We start from the raw sequence: 17,652 nt of genomic DNA, 5'->3' as shown, positions 1-17,652 counted from the left end.
GGGACACACCCCCCCCCCCCCCCCCCCCCCCCCCCCGCCCGGTGCCGCACCCGGGAGTGTCCCGGCCGCCCCGAACGCCGAGCCGGCCAGCCCTTCCACGACCGCGGCCCCGCCGACCTGGTCCGCGACCTCGGTGTCCCCGGCCAAGCCGCCCGTCGCGAATGCACCAGCCGCCTCCTGGCCCCACCTGATCGGCCGGCAACTCCACGACGGGGCGGGGCAGTTCGATTCAGGCCGAGCCCGGCTTGCGGACGGGGACGTCGGGACGTGGAGCGCCTTGGCCAAGGAGGGAACGAGCCGGCGTGCGTTTCGCCCACCGCCGCTCGCGCCGGCCAGGTTTCTGCACCTTCAGACGAGCGGAACCTGACGTGAACCCTTCCTGCGGTGTACGGCGATCGCCGCCCCGAGGGCGAGGGCGGCATATCCGCAGGTAACGGCCAACCCTGCCCATGGCGGGAGCGGGTAGTAGCCCCCGAGCAGTGACCGGTCGACGTCCACATGCGCGAACGTGGGGACGCTCTGCGTGATCGCGAATCCGGCGGCAGGGGTGATCATCAGCAGCCATGGCGCCAGGCCCGCGGTCGCCAGCAGGTAGGGCACGACGACCATCGCGATGCCCAGCCCGATGGCGACGATGCTTCGCTCGACCAGCGCGGCGAGGCCCAGAGCCAGCACGGCGGCGGCCGCGGTCAGCGCCGCGTAGCCGACGATCATCCGGAGCTCGGTGTCCAGGGTGATCGGCTGAATCGGGTTCTGATTGGCACGCAACATCGCCAGGCCGACAGGAATCACGACCCCCGAGGTCACCAGCCCCGCCACGAACGCGACCGCGCCGACCACCATGGCCTTGGCCGCCAGCAGCCGCGCTGGATGCGGCTCGGCCGGCAGGCTGGTCCCGATAAGCCCGCGCCGGTGTTCCGCCGTGAAGAACGTGACCGCCCCCACGAGCATCGGGATCAGCCCCAGGGCCCCGCCGGTCAGCAGGAGGTCAGCGCGCACACCGCCCTCCACCGTGGCGGGCCCGATGTCACCGCCCCCGGTCACGATGAGCTTGTCGCCGGACTCGACGACCCGGCCCGGGTGATGCGGGGTCCTGCCGTCGGACTCCATGGAGACGCCGACGTCGTCGCGGCGCCACAAACCGTTCGCGCCCTGCAGCTTGATCTGGTCGAAGGTGGCGGTGGCCTGGGCGAAGGCTATCGCCATGTCCCACAAGGCGCCTGGTGAGGTGGCGAACAGCCCGATCTCGATCGTCTCTGGCAGCCCGGTCAGCTTGACTGTGCTGACCTCGGTCCACGTCTTGCCGTCGTCTGACTCGTAGCCGGTGATGGTGTCGCCCGACCTGGTCAGCCGCAGCCACTGAGGGCCATTGTGAGGACCGCCGGGCACATCGTGGGTGAAGTTGTACTGCATCCGCACGCCGTGATCTCCGGTGAGCATGACGGCGGCATACGGTGTGCCCTGTGTGAGGCTCTGCCTGACGAGGAGCCCGGCCTTCGCCCACGGCACCACTCCCTCCTTGACGTTGCGCACCCCGGGTACAACGTCCGGCAACCGGATCTGCCCGGTCATGTCCGAAACGCGGGCAGAGATACTGCCGTTCCCCTTGAGCGGCTGGTGCACGAAGTAGTACTTGTCCTTCACCGCCGTGCCATCGGGTCCCACCAATGGCGCGGGGCAGGGGCCCTCCCCCTTCCCGGTCACGCAGCTGCTGCGGGCGCCCCCGGCGATCAGCAGTCCGAGCGAGACGGTGACCAGTACGGAGGCCGCCATGGCGAGCACCCAGCCGCGCGCGGTACGGAACCTGGTCCACTGCGCGCGCAGCAACTGAGAGAGACGGTCCTGCTCGGCCCGTTGGCTGGATCGATAAGGCCTGAATGAACTCATGCCGACGGTTGTACGGGGCACCAGGTTCCAGCCGGGTCGCCGCCGCTGCGACCCGGCTGGAACCTGGGATCTGGCATCGTTGACGCCATGGCACCTCGACCCGGCGGCCGGTTCGGCCACCCCGCCCCCACGACGAGCGGCGGTGGGTGGTGGTGAGGGTTCTCGTCGTCGAGGACTTCGAGGTCCTCGCCCGCTCCATCGGAACCGGGCTGCGCCGCGAGGGCATGGCCGTCGACGTCGTCCTGGACGGAACCGCCGCCCTCGACCGCCTGGCCGTCACCCGCTACGACGTGGTGATCCTCGACCGCGACCTGCCCGGCGTCCACGGGGACGAGATCTGCCGGCAACTCGCCCACGGCCGCTGCGAGACCCGCGTCCTGATGCTCACCGCCTCCGGCACGATCGAGGACCGCGTCGACGGGCTCAGCCTCGGCGCCGACGACTACCTGCCCAAGCCGTTCGCGTTCGCCGAACTGGTCGCCCGCGTCCGTGCCCTGGCCCGCCGCGCCACCCCGCCGCTACCGCCCACCCTGGCATGCGAGGACATCACCCTCGATCCGGCCCGCCGCATCGCGTCCCGGGCCGGCCGGCGCCTGGACCTCAGCCCCAGGGAGTTCGCCCTGCTCGAATGCCTGCTCGCCGTACCCGGCCTGGTCATCTCCGCCGAGGAACTGCTCGAACGCGTCTGGGACGAGGCCGCCGACCCCTTCAGCAGCGCCGTCAAGCACACCATGCACCGATTGCGGGCCAAGCTCGGCGACCCGCCCGTGATCGAGACCATCCGCGAAGGCGGCTACCGCATCGGATCGTCATGACCGCCCGAAAGCTCACCAGAGGGTCCCTGCAGACGCGGCTCGCGCTCGCCTACGCGGCGGGCATCTACGCTGCAGGGGTCTTCGTGCTCGTCTTCGTCGACGTCCCGCTCGCCAGCATCCACGCGGCCATACCCGAAGGCCACCCCTCATCGAGCGCGATCACCGAAGCCGGGCCCGGGATCAGCCTGCCCCAACTCCTCATGGGATCCGCCGTCGCCCTGGTCATTCTGATTCCCATCGCCCTGGCTCTCGGCTGGTACGTCGCCGGCCGGTTCCTGCACCCGCTGCGCGCCATCACCGCTACCGCCAGAGTCATCTCCGCCGGAAACCTCCACCGGCGCCTGGACCTCGGTGAGGCCGCCGATGAGCTGACCGAACTCGGCCACACTCTCGACGACCTGTTCGCCCGCCTGCAGGCGTCCTTCGACGCCCAACGCCATTTCGTCGCCAACGCCTCCCATGAATTGCGCACCCCCCTCGCCGGCCTGCGGACCCTGCTTGAAGTCGCCCTCGCCGACCCCGATGCCGACACCGACACCCTGCGCTCGGCCTGCCAGGAGGCCCTCGCTCTGGGCGGACACCAGGAGCGGCTCGTTCAAGCACTGCTCGCCCTGGCCACCAGCGAGCGCGGCGTCAGCCGCTGGGACACCCTCGACCTCGCCCACGTCGTCGAAGGAGTGCTCTCCTCCCGCCGTGGCCAAGCCACGGAGACAGGCATTGACCTTGCCGAACACCTAACGCCCGCAGTGACGGCCGGGGACCCGAGACTGATCGAAAGCCTCGTCGCCAACCTCATCGACAACGCCATCCGCCACAACCACGCAGACGGGCACGTCCAGATCACCACACAGACCTGCGGCACGCAGGTGGCCCTTACGGTCACCAACAGCGGGCCAGTCATCCCCGGCAACCAGATCCAGCGCCTCTTTCACCCCTTCCAGAAACTGGCGCCTGATCGTAACGGCCGTCGCGACGGCTACGGTCTCGGCCTTGCCATCGTCAATGCCGTCACGCAAGCTCACCACGCCACCCTTGCCACCAGCGCACGCCCCGAAGGCGGCTTGTCCATCACCGTGCGGTTCGCGCACGGATCTCATCCCGATCTTCCTCAACATCAGGGGGACGATCACGCAGGGCTCGCGATCGGGGCAGGAGCGCACGGCTACCCCCGTTCTGGCGCGGTGGCGGGGTGAGGCGAGGGATGAACGCCTCAGGGTCCACCCACGTACCGACTCATTCACTCGCTGCCGGCGTCAGGGAAACATTCCAGAAGTCGGCGTAGCGGCCGCCGCGACGCAGCAACTCGCCGTGGCCGCCTTCCTCCACGATCCGGCCGTCGTCCAGAAAGACGATGCGATCGGCGCGTCGGACGGTCCGCATCCGGTGCGCCACCATCACCACCGTCCGGCCCGACATCAGGCGCTCGATACCCTCGTGGACGGCCGCCTCGTTCACCGGGTCGAGTGCGGAGGTGACCTCGTCCAGCAGCACGATGGGCGCGTTCTTCAGCAGCGCTCGCGCGATGGAGACACGCTGGCGCTCACCACCCGACAGCAGCGCGCCGCCCTCGCCGACATTCGTCGCCCATCCGCCGGGCAGTCGCTCGATCACCTCGTCCAGCCGCGCCGCGGTCGCCGCCGCTCGTACCTCGGCCTCGTCGGCGTCGGGACGGCCGAGCCGCACGTTCTCCTCGATCGTGCCGTCGAAAAGATAGACATCCTGGAAGACGATGGCGATCTGCGCCATCAACCCCTCGGTGTCGATCGCGCGCACGTCGACACCTCCGACACGCACCGCGCCCGCGTCCACGTCGTAGAACCGCGCGAGCAACTGCAGCAGGGTGCTCTTGCCCGCACCCGACGGTCCGACGACGGCAAGCCGCTGTCCCTCCGGCACGGACAACGACACGTCGTCGATCACCGTGCGGCCGCCATGCTGGAAGGCGACGGAGTCGAACTCCAGGTCATGGCGTTCCGGCTGGATCGGTTCGGGAGCTTCCGGGAGCGGCTCGGTGCGCAGTACCGTGTCGAGTCTGGCCAGCTCGGAGCGCGCGCCGCGGAGTCTGCCACCGATATCCGACAGCGACAGCAGCGGATCCGCGCAACGGGCGGCCAGCACCAGGATCGTCAAGATCTCCGCCGCACCGATGGTCCCGCCGAGCGCGAGGTAGGTGCCCAGGACCAGCAGCACGGTGAACATCGCCTGCACAGTGAGCGTCAAGCCCAATACGCCGGGCAGCGCCGACAGGACGGTACGGCGGGACGCACGCTGGAGTTCCTGCAGTGAGTCGTCGAGCAGGCGGAAGCGTTCGACGGTCCGGCCGCCGGCGCGCAACACCGGCTGGGCCTGGAGATATTCGATGACTCGCCCGGTGGCCTCGTGGTCGCGTTCGGCGCGCTCCGCATCCGTGGCGGCCATCGAACGTCCCGTCCAGATCTGGATCGCCGCGACGATCGGTACGGCGACCAGCGCGGCCAGCCCCATCTGCCAATGGAAGGCAAGCATCACGACAACGATCGTCAGGGGGGTCACGCAGGCGGAGATGAACGGTGCCAGCAGATGCGCGATCACGCTCATCGCCTGCAGGACGCCGCGGCTGGCCAGGACGGACACCTCCCCGACGCGGCCCGCGCTGTACCAGCCGATGGGCAGTCGGGCCAGATGATCCCCGAGCCGGTGATACATGCCACGCAACAGCGTGGTCCCGGCGCGGAAACCGGACAGGTCGCTGACATAGCGCAGCACCGCGTAGGCCGCGACCGTGACCCCGAACGCGATCAGCCAGGGCCGCGCATCTCCGGGAGTGCTTCCGAACAGTGCCCGCAGCACCGGAACCAGCAGTGCGTAGGACAAGCCTTCGACCACCGCGGTGGTCGTCATCAGGGCAACGGTGCGACGAACCGGCCGGGCGTACTCGTGTCCCAGCACGCGCAGCAGCATTCGAATCATCGGGGCTCGACTCCTTGCAGTACGTCACCGTGGGTTTCGAGCTCGTCGGCGACCGCCGATCGCTGGGACTGCCAGAACGCGGCGAACCTTCCGTTCTGTGCCAGCAACTCGGCGGGCTTGCCGCGCTCGACGATCGATCCGTTCTCCAGCATCACGACCGTGTCGGCGTCGGCGATCGTCTCCAGACGATGGGCGATGACCAGGATCGTCCGATCGCCCTCCAGCGTCGCCAGGGCTCGGCGCACCGCCTGCTCGGTCTGCGGGTCGGCGAAGGCGGTCGCCTCGTCGAGCACCAGAACGGGCGCGTCGGCCAGCAGTGCGCGGGCGAGCGCGATCCGCTGGGCCTCGCCACCCGACAGTCCGGCGTCTTCACCGATGACCGTTTCGTATCCGCGTGGCAGCTCGAGAATTCGATCATGAACATTCGCCAGCCGGGCGGCGCGAACCACGTCGTCGAGGGAGGCATGCGGTACCGCCAGCGCGATGTTGTCCGCGACCGACGCACGCAGCAGGCGAACGTCCTGGAAGACGAAGGAGACCATTCGGTAGAGCTCCCGGCTGCCGAGCTCGCGCAGGTCGACACCGCCCAGCCGTACCGAGCCGTGGGTCGGGTCGAAGAACCGCGGCAACAGCTGGACCAGCGTGGACTTGCCGCTGCCCGACGGGCCGACGATCGCGGTGACCGTCCCCGGCTCGAGTACCAGGTCGATCCCGCGCAGCACCTCGTGATCGGCTTCGTAGGCGAATCGAACGTCACGCAGTTCCACCCGGTGACCCTGCGGCGCGACCGGGTGCGCGGGCTCCGGTAGCGACTGCACCGCGAGCACGTCCCTGATCCGGCCGACCGCGCGCCCGGCGGCCTGCATGTCGTCGAAGCCGTGGCCGAGAGCCGCTATCGGAGCGGTCAGCCCCAGTCCCAGCAGCAGGAAGGGCAGCAGGTCGGCCGGCGCCATACCACCGGTCGTGATCAGAGCCGCACCACCGATCAGCACGACCAGCAGCACGAACGGCGGCGACACCGCCAGCTGCATCCCAGCGGCGATCCCGGAGAGACCGCGCACCATCCGGTAGAAGACGGCGACGAAATCGTCGGTGGCCGTGCGGAATCTATGGTGGGCGCGCCCCGATCCGCCGAACGCCTTGACCACCGAGATGCCCTGCACGAACTCGACGATCGAACCTGCGATCCGCCCCATGGCCTCATCGAAGTTGATCTGCTCGCGCTGCCGGGTCGGGGTCATCATCAGCGGGACCAGCGCCACTGCCAGCGCCACCGGGATCAGCGTGATCAGCGTGAGCCGCCAGTCGACGGTGAACAAGTAGATCAGCGACACCAGCGGCACCACGAACGCGGAGACGAGCTCTCCGGGGGTGTGGGCGATGAACGGGTGCACGGCACTGACGTCCTCCCCCACCACCTTGGCCAGCTCGCCGGTCCTGCGCTGGGAGAACCAGCCGATCGGGACGCGCCCCAGTCGCGCGGCCAGTCGCCGGCGGAAGGACAGTTGCACCTGGTCGTCGAGAGCATGCCCGAGTCCGGACGACGCGGCCGTGAACAGCAGCCGGACGAACAAGCCGACCGCACCCGAGATGACGACGGTCCAGACATGAGCGTGATCGATCGGGCCGGGCGACAGGAGAACACGACCCAGTTCGACGACCGCCAGCAGCGGCGCCAGGCCCGCGAGGGCGCCGATCACCTGCAGGATCACCACGGCGGCGAAGCTCCAGAGATGGGGGCGCAGCAGCCCTGTCATGCTCTGTCCCACCGCGGAATCGGCATCCGGTGGTGGTGTGGACTGCTCCCCCGCCTGGGCGAGGTCGGTGGTGGTCATCGTTCTCCCTCTTCGTCGATCTCGTCGTGACCAGGCGCGTGGTCGAGCCGATGGTCGTATTCCGGGCCGGCGGCGGGTGGCCGCTCATGGCCGTCGGTGCGGGGGCCGCGCACTCGGCCGGGCAGTATGGTGGCGACCGCGTGCCCGGCTCCGCGCCGGGACCTACTTCTCGGCCTGGGCGTTGTCGTCACTGCACAGCGCTTGCTGTATGAAGGTCGACAGCGCGTCGTCGATGGGGTGGGGCTGCGGCTTACCCGAAGGGTCCAGCTTGTTCCACCTTGTGAGGTTCATCGCGATGGACATCTGCCGCTTGCCGTCGGCGCGGATCCACGACAGCGTCTCGGCCCCCCACACCGACCCGTGGTTGCCCCAGAAGGTGCCACAACCCGGGATCTTGAGCTCATGCAGGCCGAGGCCGTAGATGATCTTCTGTCCGGTCTGGCTGATGGCCGGGCCGGTGCGCTGCATCTGCGCCAGCGACGACCGCTTGACGATCGTGCCGTCCAGCAGCCTGCGGTAGAAGCGGTTGAGATCCTCCATGGTCGACACCAGCGAGGCCCCTGTCCCCGTCCAGGACATGTCATAGACGCTGTAGTCGCGAGGCGGGTCGATCAAGCCGAAGAACGCCTCGTACATCCGCGGGTGCGGCCCCTTGATCCGCGGCCCGGCCGGGAACGCGGTGTGCCGGAGCCCGGCGCGCTCGATGACGTTCCGGGTGATGTACTGCTCTGCCGTGGTACCGGTCACCTCCTCCAGGAGCTCGCCGAGGATCAGGTAGTTGGTGTTGGCGTACACGCCCGGCGAGCCTGCGGGCCTGCCGACGGCGGGCGCCTTGAGCCCCATCTCGATCAGCTCGGCCGGGGTGAACCGCCTGAACCGGTTGTCGTCCAGACTCTTGGGCGACATGTCCGCCAGCGAGGGAAACTTCCGAAGCGACGGGAAGGCGTAGGTGATGTATTCGGCGATGCCGCTGGTGTGCTTGAGCAGCATCCGGACCGTGATCTTCTGACCGCGCTTGCCCGGCACCAGTTTCGGCAGGTAGCGGGCGATCGGCGCGTCGAGCTCGATGCGCCCCTTCTCGACCTGCTGCATGATCGCGGCGGCGGTGAAGGTCTTGACGAGGCTGCCGACGCGCTGCCGCATGCCGGGGGTGACGGGACGGCCGGTCTCGACATCGGCCACCCCGGAAGCGCCGCGCCATACCTGGCCGGAATCGCGCACCTCGACGTAGACACCCGGCATCCCCGCGCGGTGGACACCGTCCAGCACCGACTGCAGCCGCGCGGGATCGAAGCCCGTCAACGGACTCACGCCGCCGCCCGGCGCGGCCTCCGTCTGCGCAAGCGCGGCAGTCGCGCTCATCATGCCCGCACCGACACTCAGCACGGCCACGCTCGCCCATGTCGCCATTCGGATCTTCAAGACAGCCGTCCTTTTGCGATCGATAGGTGCAACGGGGACTCCCCCGTGCTCTCCGAGACCCCCGCCTCACTCGGCCAGGGCACGGCGCAGGGCGGCGCCCGCGGGCGACCCGGTGGCCGGCTGGGGTTCTCATGACCGCAATCGTCGTCCAGCCACTGTTCAGGGGCGTCCCACAAGGGAAGTCATCTGCCGCTACCACACCGGGATCAGCGACCGGCCGGACTACGACGCCGGGAGTAGTCCCTCCAGACGACGGCGCAGGAATAGCGGGTACCGCCGAGCTCGGTGGAGTGACGTCGCTTGACCTTGACACAGTGACAAGCTCTTCACTGTAGCCAAGGAGGTGGTCCCGATGACCATGCCGAAACAGGACACCGATACGATCCGAGCTTTCCAGGGGCTGGAGGACAGCCGCTCGTCGGTGCGGCTACGGGCGGCGCTGGCGGTCGGAACGACCCCTGACCCGCGATTCATCGACAAGCTCATCGAGCGATGCGCGATCGAGCCCGAGTTCTACGTGCGCGACATGCTGACGTGGGCGCTCACCCGCCACTCAGCATCATTGACGGTCCCGGAGCTTCTCCATGAAGTCCGCTCGGAGCGTGCGCAGGCACGAAGCCAGGCGTTGCACACGCTGTCCAAGATCGGGGATCGGCAGGCGTGGCCGGCGATCACACGGGCGCTTCTGTCGGACGCCGACGATGAGGTGGCGCGGAGCGCTTGGCGGGCAGCGGTCGTGCTCGTGCCCGAAGGTGAAGAGCCCCAGTTGGCCGCAGTGTTGTCGACACAGCTCGGGCGCGGCGAACGTGAGATGCAGCTGAGCCTCAGCCGGGCGCTGGTCGCGCTGGGTGAAGTGATTGTGCCGACTCTGCGCGCTGCGATGACGGATCTCGACCCGCGCGTGCGTGCTCACGCGATCGCCACGGAACGGCTGTTGCGCGACCCGGACACCGGATTCGAGTTCGCGATCGAGGAGGCGAAGCGCGTCATAGCCCTCGGCAGGACGAGCCAGGAGGGGTGACAGGCAGTGTTGATCGGTGATGTGGCACGACGGTCCGGGGTCAGCGCCCGCATGCTCAGGCATTACGACTCGCTCGGCCTGGTGCGGCCAACGGGTCGTACCGACGCCGGCTATCGCGAGTACTCCAGCGAGGACATCCGGCGGATCTTCCATATCGAGAGTCTGCGGTCATTGGGGCTGTCGCTGCGTGAAGTCGGGCGCGCGCTCGACGATCCCGACTTCACGCCCTCAGAGCTCGTCGACGACCTCATCCGCCAGACGCGAGAACGCATTGCGGATGAGACGGAGCTGCTCACGCGGCTCCGTCGGATCGGTGCCGCGGAACCCGCCGGCTGGGAGGACGTCCTCCAGATCGTCGCGCTCCTCCAGGCGTTGGGGTCAAAGAGCGCTGGGAAGCGCCAGCGCGCGGCCCTGTCCTCGGTTGAAGAGGTTCCGATCCCAGTGGAAGCACTGGTCGAGGCAGCGCTGAGCGAGACGGACCCGAACGTCGCCGGAGCCCTGCGATGGGCTTTGGCGCAACTGGGCGGTGGCGGACTGGCGCTGCTGGCGGAGGGCCTCCGCTCACCAGCGGCCGAGGTGCGAAAACGTGCCGTCCAGTCCATCGCTGAGATTCCGGACGGTAAGGCCACCGCACTGCTGCAGGACGCCCTCGCGAACCCCGACCTCGTGGTCCGCAGGTATGCGGCTCTGGCGCTCGGGGCACGTGGAGTAGCCGACGCGGTCCCGACGCTCATCGATATGGTCGTCGAGGGGACGAATGACGTCGATGCGGCCGACGCGCTGAGCGCGCTGGCGAGTCGTCCCGCGTCGGCGGATCAGATCGCCACCAGGCTCGTCGATCGCCTCGCCCACGGCACCGTTGAATCGTCTGCACGTCGACGGCTGACACAGGCGCTCGCGGACATCCCGGGAATCACAGCGTCACGTGCCCTCGCGGATCTGTCACATGACGAAGACCGCGTCGTTGCGCTTACCGCGACATACATTCTCGGGATACGCAACGCACGATAACGGATCTCTCCCGGGGCGCTGTGCGCGTGGGGCCCGGCCGTTGCCGGGCACCGTCGGCATCGCCGAGGACATCCTGAAGCACGCGGAGTTCGAGACGGACTTCACGACCGAGTTCACCTCGGTGGCCACCCGCGAGAACCTGCCCCGGGACGTACTGCGGCGCCGGCTGCTGCTGGTGCTGTTCGGCCTGGGCACCAACATGGGGATCAAGCGGGTCGCGGTGACCGGCAGGCACGGCGAGTCCGAGGCCACGCTGCGGCGGATGCGGCACCTGTTCGTGAACCGGGCCAACATGCGGGCGGCGCTGGTGAAGCTGGTAAGCGCCACCTTAGCCGCCCGCGACGAGATGTGGTGGGGCACCGGGACAGCGTGCGCCTCCGATAGCCGCACGTTCGGCTCCTGGTGTGCCGGCCATGGTGCGCGCCGCTGAGGACGCAGCCCCAGTCGTGGCCGACCAGGTCGGCCCGCTCACCCAGCTCCTCCAGACGGCCGACCAGCCAGTCGACGTATTCCTCCTTGGTGCTGCCGAAGCCGTCCGGTAGTGGGACGCCGAACCCGGGCAGGCCCCAGGCTTGCACGTCGGTGCGCGTCAGATGCCGACGGACGTCCTCCCAGACGCGGTGGGTGTCGGGGACTCCGTGGATGAGGATCGCGGGTATGGGTTTCCTTTCGCGCGTGAGGTCGTCGCTGTTAGCGTGAACAGTGTGACGAGAGGTTCGAGCACGTCTGTGTGGAGATGACGGTCCCGCAGCTCGGCGCCCGAGCGGGCAGGTCCGCACGCGTCGAGATGGGCCTGGTTAACGTGCACGACGGTCATATCCGGCGTGTTATGACCAGGCAAAGCTCGGAACTGACGCGAACGGGGCGGCGTAGTCGACGTTCCGTCTCATCAGGTTCTCCCTCCCAGACGCGCCCAGCCGGGCTCATGTATCATCGCGTCGTGCAGGCTCCGGCCGACACTTCGACCCGCCGGAGCAGCCGGACCTGCGAGGGGAAGACGCAGGACGAAGCTGGCGCCACCGGTCTCGGACTCCCCGACGTGCAGGCTGCCGATGTGGGCTTGGGCGATGTCGTGGGCGATCGCCAGGCCCAGGCCGGTGCCGGTGTGGTCGAGGCGGCGTGCCGCCTTCAGCCGGGTGAAGCGCTGGAAGATCCGTTCCCGTTCGGATTCCGGGACTCCTTCTCCGTCGTCAGTGACCGTCAGCTCGGCGTGGTCGTCGTCGCGGCTGACCTGGACCTCGACCAGGTGCTGACCGTGCCGTTGGGCGTTGTCCAGCAGGTTGGTAAGCAACCGGCCGATCCGGATCGGGACGGCCTGGACGGTTACCCCGGGCTCCAGGCGGAGCTGGACCGCGATGCGGTCGGTCCTGCGGGCGATCTCGTCACGAACCAGTTCCGCGAGGTCGACGCGCTGTGGCTCCATGGGTGGGCCGGCCTCGATCTCCGCGAGGACCCGCAGGTCGGTGATGATCGCGCCGAGCCGGTCGACGTCTCGCAGCGCCCGGGCGAGCAGGTCGCCGAGGTCGGTCTCATCGGGATACATGCAGGCCTCCTCCAATCCGGCGCGTAGCCCCGCGACAGCCGTGCGCAGTTCGTGTGAGGCGTCGGCAGCGAATCGCCGTTTCTTCTGCAGATCGCGCTTCAACTCGCGCATCTTGTCGCAGGGTTTCTGGATCGCCAATGCGGTCCCGCCTTCACCAGATGTGCGCGCCGCCTCGCAGCCATACAGGGGCGTCAGGTGTGCCGTCACAGCACGTACTCCTTCCGTTGTATTCACATTCCGTGTGTCACCTGCAAGACGCTGCGGGGCAGATGCTGAACGCCGTTGACGTTTTTGTTCGGATCCGCTCCCATCGCCTCGTGCAGGCATGCCGAGCTTCGTCAACCATGTCGACCCGATCGGGCCAGTCCGCCGACTATCACGATCTTCGTGAAGTCGGCGGACATCTGCTGTCATTCGGTTGCCGGCTAGGGAACGAGGATGAGGCGGATCGGGTCGCCGATCTTGTGCTCCAGCCGGTGGATCGCCTCTGGGGCGTCGGCGAGCGGGATGTGGTCGGTGATGGAGGGGGCCAGGTCGAGTCGGCCGTTGGAGGCCAGCCGAACCAGCTCGGAGACGGACTCGGGGAAGCCGCCGTAGTGCCCGTGTACCTGCTTGCGCATGTAGTTGAAGGTCAGGCCTTCGCTGATGGTGAGCGGCTTGGGGGTGATGCCGACCAGGATGAGGTCTCCGTTGAGGCCGAGCACTGCGGCGGCCTGCTCGCGGACCGCGGGCACGCCGGCGCAGTCGAAGGCGAAGTCCAGGCCGCGTCCGGCGGTGGCCGCACGTACCTGGTCGGCGAAGTCATCGGCGGCCGGGTCGAGGGCGATGTCCGCTCCGAAGTCCAGAGCGCGTTCCCGGGCGCCGGGCAGCGGGTCGACGGCGATGATCGGGGCGGCGCCGACTAGGCGGGCGACGCGGACGTTGTGCGCGCCCACGCCGCCCACACCCCACACGCCCACGGCCTGCGCAGGGCGCACCCCGGCGGTGGCCACGACGGCGGCGTAGGAGGTGGAGACCGCGTCCGGGATGATCGAGGCCTGGTCGAAGGGGAGGTTGTCGGGGATGGGGATGAGGGTGTCCTCGCGGGCGATGGTGTACTGGGCCCAGCCGCCGTCGTAGTCGATGCCCCGGGTGCGGACCTGGGTGCAGGGGCGGCGGCGCGCGCAGTCATCGCACTGCTCGCAGCTCTGTCCGGCCTCCAGGGTGACGCGGGTGCCCACGGTCAGGCCCCGCTTGTGGCCGGGGCCGAGGGTGTGGATCACCCCGGAGACCTCGTGGCCGACTGTGACAGCGTCGGAGGTGGCGAACAGAGGGGGCAGGGTGCCGTCGATCAGGTGGACGTCCGACAGGCATACGCCTGCGGCCTTGACCTCGACGAGTACCTCGCCCGGGCCGGGCACGGGGACGGGGACCTCTTCCACGAGGAACTTCCTGCTGTCCAGGTGGAAGCGTCCGGCGAGCATGGTGTCCATGGTGATCTCGCTTTCTTGACAGGGTTTGACGGTTGGTGCCGCCCGGCGTGCAGCCGAGGGCGGCGCTTTCGGGCTCGTCCGACTGGCTGACCCGGTTCGGGCGCGGTGGACGGGGATCAGGCGAAGACGTCCTGCTGGTAGCGGCCGTCTGCCTCGAGCTGGTCGACCCACTGCCGGGCGGTTTCGTCGTCGCTGCCGGTGTGGCTGCGGTGGATGGCGGCGAGTGCTTCACGTACGGCGGGCGCCATGCGGCGGCCGTCGCCGCAGACGTAGACGTACGCGCCGTCTTCGAGCGCCTGCCACACCGTGTCGGACTCGGCGATGAGGGCGTCCTGGACGAACCGGGCCGGGTGGTCGACCACCGCGGAGAAGGCGGTGTGCACCTGGGCGATCCCGGCCTGCTCCCAGGCGTCCATCTCCTCCCGGTAGAACCAGTCGTGCTCCGGGTGGCGGCAGCCGACGAAGACCTGGGACGGGCCCACCTTCGTGCCGTTCTGCTGCTGCCAGGCGCGCTCCTCCATGAAGCCGCGCAGAGGTGCGATGCCGGTGCCGGGCCCGATGAGGATGAGCGGTGTGGCGGGGTCGGCGGGCGGCGCGAAGGGAGGAGAGGGCACGCGCACGTAGCCGTAGAAGACGTCTCCGGGCTTAAGTCGTCCCAGGTACTGGGAGCACAGGCCGCGATACGCGCCGTTGCCCGATAGTGCAGGGCCTTCGACGAGGCCGACGGTCAGCCGTACCTGGCGCGGGTTGGCCAGAGGGGAGGAGGAGATGGAGTAGAAGCGGGGGCGGATGGGCCCCAGCATGTCGAGGAACACCGCCAGCGGCAGTTCGACGGCGGGGAAGCGCTCCAGGAGATCGAGCACCGAGACCCGCTTGCCGAGGATCTCCTTCTGGTACCGCTCGTCTGCCTCCTCGGTGTCGGCCGTGTAGGCCTCCAGCTGCGGCTTGGTCCAGGGGCACGGAGTGTGCTCGGCCAGGAGGCGCACCTGGGTGCGGGTGGCCACGTCCTGCAGCTCCAGGAACTCGGTGAACAGCAGTCCGGCGGTGACGGGCACGCCCACCGGCAGGTGCGTCCTGCCGCCGGCCGGCTGGTCGAGCCGGAGTACCTGGTCGTGCTCGACGCCGAGCCGCGTCAGCGCGCGGGAGACCAGCGGCGGCTCGTTCTTGGCGAAGACGGCCAGGTGATTGCCGGTGGCGTAGGTGACGCCCTCGGGCAGCTCGATGGTGGTGGACTTCGCGGACGGGCGCGGCGGCTCGATGGTGAAGTCCCACAACCCGGTCGGGTCGTTCACGAGCTCCTCGTTGGCCACCACGGTCAGCGGGTGGGCCTGCTCGGAGACGACCGCCGGGCGCACGTCCGCCTCGGTGAGCAGTCGCACCTGGTAGCGCGGCCCGCCGGCGTCGGAGGTGTCGGCGGCGTACTCCTCGGCGAGGGTGGTCCACAGGGTGTCCGTCCAGCGGGTGGCCATGCCGTCGAAGTCGGAGGAGGCATCCGCCACACCGCGCTCGATGACCGGGGTGGCCCCGGCGGCCAGCAGGGCGGCCTCGATCCGCTTCGGGAACGCCTGGTAGGTCGCCACCCACTGGGTGTTGCCGGCGCCCAGCAGCGCGAAGCGCACGTTGGACAGCGAGCCCTCGGGTAGCCCGGCGGCGATCAGGTCGTCGAAGCGCTGGGCGTTGTCGGGCGCCTTGCCGTTGTAGCTGGCGGCGACGACGACGAGCAGGCCCTCGGTGGGCGGGTTGTCGCCCAGCTCGTCGAGGCTCAGCAAGGTGGTGCCGAACCCGGACCGATCGCCGCGGTCGGCGATCGTGCGCGCCAGGTCCTCGCAGCTGCCGAGGCTGGAGCCGTAGGCGACGGTGAGGCTCACCCCGACACCGCTGACCGCGGCCTCCTGCTGCGTGTCGTCGGTCTGCGCCGCTGAGACACCGAACATGGCCCGCTCGTGCTCCCGACGGGTCCGCACGACCAGCTCGAAGTCGCCGGGCTTGCGCGTCAGCGCCTCCCGGACGTCCATCTGGTAGTCGGTGGTGTCGGAGAACTTGAACTTCTGCAGTACCAGCGCGAGGGCCAGGCGGGCCTCGGTGAGCGCGAACTGGCGGCCGATGCAGGCACGCCGGCCGTTGCCGAACGGTTTGTAAGCGTGCGGGTGGTGCTGGGCCCGGTTCTGCGGCAGCCACCGGTCGATGTCGAACTCCAACGGACGCTCCCACGCCTTGGGGTGGGTGTGCGTCGGGAACATCAGCAGGTTCGTCTTTGTGCCCTGCTGCAGGTGGTAGCGACCACCGATGACGGTGTCCTCGAGCGGCGCCTTCATGATCTGCGGGATGGGAGCCCACAGCCGCAGGGTCTCCTCCAGCACCCGCGGGATGACGTCCAGCTTCATGATCGTGTCGTAGGTGGGGACGGTGTCGCCGGGCAGCACCCGGTCCACCTCGGCGTAGGCCTGGGCCAGCACGTGGGGGTTGCGCATCAGCGAGTACGTGGCGAACGACAGCAGACCGCTGGTGGTCTCGTGACCGGCGATCAGGAACGTCAGCACCTGGTCGCGGACGTTGTCGTCGTCCAGCCGCCTGCCGGTCTCCGGGTCGACGGCCTCCATCATCAGGCCCAGCAGGTCGTCCTCACCGCCGCTCCTCCCCCGACGGCGCTCCTTGATCACACTCTCGACCAGCTCGCGCATCAGCTGGATGTTCTCGCGGTACTTCCTGTCGTCGGCCTCGCGCAGCTTGGTCATCATCGGCAGCTCCTGCGAGCGCCGCATCGACTCCACCAGCGCCTCCAGCAGCGCCTGAAGGAAGGGATGCAGCTCCTCCTTGCCGAAGGAGTCGAACCGGTAACCGAACCCCGACAGGGCGATGGTGTCCAGCGTCAGCCGGGTGTAGTCGTCGGTCACCTTGACCGGCTGCCCCTGCTTGCGCTCCCACTTGCCCACCAGATTCTGGGCGATCTCCAGCATCTGCCCGAAGTAGCCCTTCATGGCCCGCTGGCTGAAGGCCGGCATGAGGATCCGGTGCGCCATGCCCCACACCTCCTCATCATCGTGGGCCGTGAACAGGCCGGCGCCGGCGTAGTCCCGGACATGGCTCAGCGGCGGGAAGATCGGCTTGCCGAAACGGGTCTCGTCGCAGACCTCGGTCACCAGGTCCGGGTCGTAGACGAAGACGTTCTCCTGGCCGGCGATGTCCATGCTGAAGATCCCCTCGGGGAACTGCTTGGACAGCTCAGCGAAGTACTCGACCGGGTTGGTGTCGGGGATCTGCGGCGTGCGGCCGAGGATCGGGATCCCGTGCGGGGACCGAACGGGGGGAAGGCCGGTGGCGAGCTGGTCGGTCATGGGTTTCCTCCTTCTGGCTGCGGCAGCAGGTGCTTGCCGCGGTGTGGACTTGTGCTCTCAGCCGAGGCCGAACTCCTCTTTGATGGCGGCAAGGGCGTTGCCGACCTCGCCGCGACGCTCGGGCGTGCTGGTGTTCGGCACGTCGTGGAGGGATTCCTTCGCGCGGCGGCCACGGTGACGACCTCGGCGCTCTGCGGGGTGCCCGTCTGTGGCACGCCTTGCTGGCTGCGCAAGGGGGTTGCGCACATCTGACGATATCGTCACTTATGGACGTTACCGTCACTTATGCAATGACTTGTCAAAACGGTAGTGAGCGTTTCGTCACTCCTGACGGACCGCACTACGGTGGATCGGGGAACGCT

The 17,652-nt window shown here is 68.9% G+C and carries 11 protein-coding genes and 2 pseudogenes; 5 read left to right on the top strand and 8 right to left on the bottom strand.

The genetic code is table 11. The annotated features are described in order from the left end of the window. Positions 1-348: 348 nt before the first annotated feature. A complete protein-coding gene (locus tag AC3EO4_RS54485) occupies positions 349-1,887 on the bottom strand; it encodes a DUF1349 domain-containing protein (RefSeq protein ID WP_431904550.1) in 1,539 nt (512 codons plus the stop codon). Between the two features lie 152 nt (positions 1,888-2,039). Here AC3EO4_RS54485 and AC3EO4_RS54480 point away from each other — a divergent pair, with 152 nt between their 5' ends. Together AC3EO4_RS54480 and AC3EO4_RS54475 are read left to right on the top strand one after the other, a co-directional pair. Further along, positions 2,040-2,702: a response regulator transcription factor gene (locus tag AC3EO4_RS54480; protein ID WP_379570424.1), complete on the top strand. Its 663-nt coding sequence runs from the start codon at positions 2,040-2,042 to the stop codon at positions 2,700-2,702. Beyond that, positions 2,699-3,895 (top strand): sensor histidine kinase, encoded by a 1,197-nt coding sequence (locus AC3EO4_RS54475; protein ID WP_431904546.1) that lies wholly within the window; start codon positions 2,699-2,701, stop codon positions 3,893-3,895. The genes AC3EO4_RS54480 and AC3EO4_RS54475 overlap by 4 nt, the downstream gene beginning before the upstream one ends. 40 nt (positions 3,896-3,935) lie before the next feature. Here the strand turns inward: AC3EO4_RS54475 and AC3EO4_RS54470 are convergent, their stop codons facing one another. The 3 genes from AC3EO4_RS54470 to AC3EO4_RS54460 all read right to left on the bottom strand — a co-directional run bounded on the left by AC3EO4_RS54470 (position 3,936) and on the right by AC3EO4_RS54460 (position 8,908). Then, positions 3,936-5,651 carry an ABC transporter ATP-binding protein gene (locus tag AC3EO4_RS54470; RefSeq protein ID WP_431904543.1) on the bottom strand — a complete coding sequence of 572 codons (1,716 nt, stop codon included), beginning with the start codon at positions 5,649-5,651 and terminating at the stop codon, positions 3,936-3,938. Further along, the gene (locus AC3EO4_RS54465; protein WP_431904540.1) at positions 5,648-7,486 is read right to left on the bottom strand and encodes an ABC transporter ATP-binding protein; all 1,839 of its coding nucleotides are present in this window, start codon (positions 7,484-7,486) and stop codon (positions 5,648-5,650) included. The genes AC3EO4_RS54470 and AC3EO4_RS54465 overlap by 4 nt, the downstream gene beginning before the upstream one ends. Before the next feature lie 162 nt (positions 7,487-7,648). Then, entirely contained in the window at positions 7,649-8,908 is a 1,260-nt protein-coding gene (locus AC3EO4_RS54460) for a serine hydrolase domain-containing protein (protein ID WP_431904537.1), read from the bottom strand. Positions 8,909-9,260: 352 nt separating this feature from the next. Here AC3EO4_RS54460 and AC3EO4_RS54455 point away from each other — a divergent pair, with 352 nt between their 5' ends. The 3 genes and pseudogenes from AC3EO4_RS54455 to AC3EO4_RS54445 form a co-directional block, all read left to right on the top strand. Continuing rightward, complete coding sequence (locus AC3EO4_RS54455; RefSeq protein WP_379570414.1) at positions 9,261-9,929, top strand: HEAT repeat domain-containing protein; 669 nt, start codon at positions 9,261-9,263, stop codon at positions 9,927-9,929. A 6-nt stretch (positions 9,930-9,935) separates the two neighbouring features. After that, positions 9,936-10,940: a HEAT repeat domain-containing protein gene (locus tag AC3EO4_RS54450; RefSeq protein WP_379570412.1), complete on the top strand. Its 1,005-nt coding sequence runs from the start codon at positions 9,936-9,938 to the stop codon at positions 10,938-10,940. After that, positions 10,876-11,331 (top strand): annotated as a pseudogene (locus AC3EO4_RS54445) (Tn3 family transposase); the annotation flags it as partial. The gene AC3EO4_RS54450 and the pseudogene AC3EO4_RS54445, both read left to right, overlap by 65 nt. On the opposite strand, the pseudogene AC3EO4_RS54440 reads toward AC3EO4_RS54445, so the two are convergent. The 4 genes and pseudogenes from AC3EO4_RS54440 to AC3EO4_RS54425 all read right to left on the bottom strand — a co-directional run. After that, positions 11,240-11,719: pseudogene (locus AC3EO4_RS54440) on the bottom strand (alpha/beta fold hydrolase); the annotation flags it as partial. The pseudogenes AC3EO4_RS54445 and AC3EO4_RS54440 overlap by 92 nt on opposite strands. 110 nt (positions 11,720-11,829) lie before the next feature. Further along, positions 11,830-12,825, bottom strand: coding sequence for a sensor histidine kinase (locus AC3EO4_RS54435; RefSeq protein WP_431904533.1), 996 nt, complete (start codon positions 12,823-12,825; stop codon positions 11,830-11,832). Positions 12,826-12,908: 83 nt separating this feature from the next. Next, positions 12,909-13,955 carry a zinc-binding dehydrogenase gene (locus tag AC3EO4_RS54430; RefSeq protein ID WP_431904531.1) on the bottom strand — a complete coding sequence of 349 codons (1,047 nt, stop codon included), beginning with the start codon at positions 13,953-13,955 and terminating at the stop codon, positions 12,909-12,911. 116 nt (positions 13,956-14,071) lie between these two features. Further along, on the bottom strand, positions 14,072-17,290 hold the full coding sequence (locus AC3EO4_RS54425) for a bifunctional cytochrome P450/NADPH--P450 reductase (protein WP_431904528.1): 3,219 nt from the start codon (positions 17,288-17,290) through the stop codon (positions 14,072-14,074). Positions 17,291-17,652 lie beyond the last annotated feature (362 nt).

This window comes from Nonomuraea sp. bgisy101, assembly GCF_057708945.1.
The sequence above is the reverse complement of the archived record's forward strand: the minus strand, read 5'-3'. Positions and strand labels throughout refer to the sequence as shown.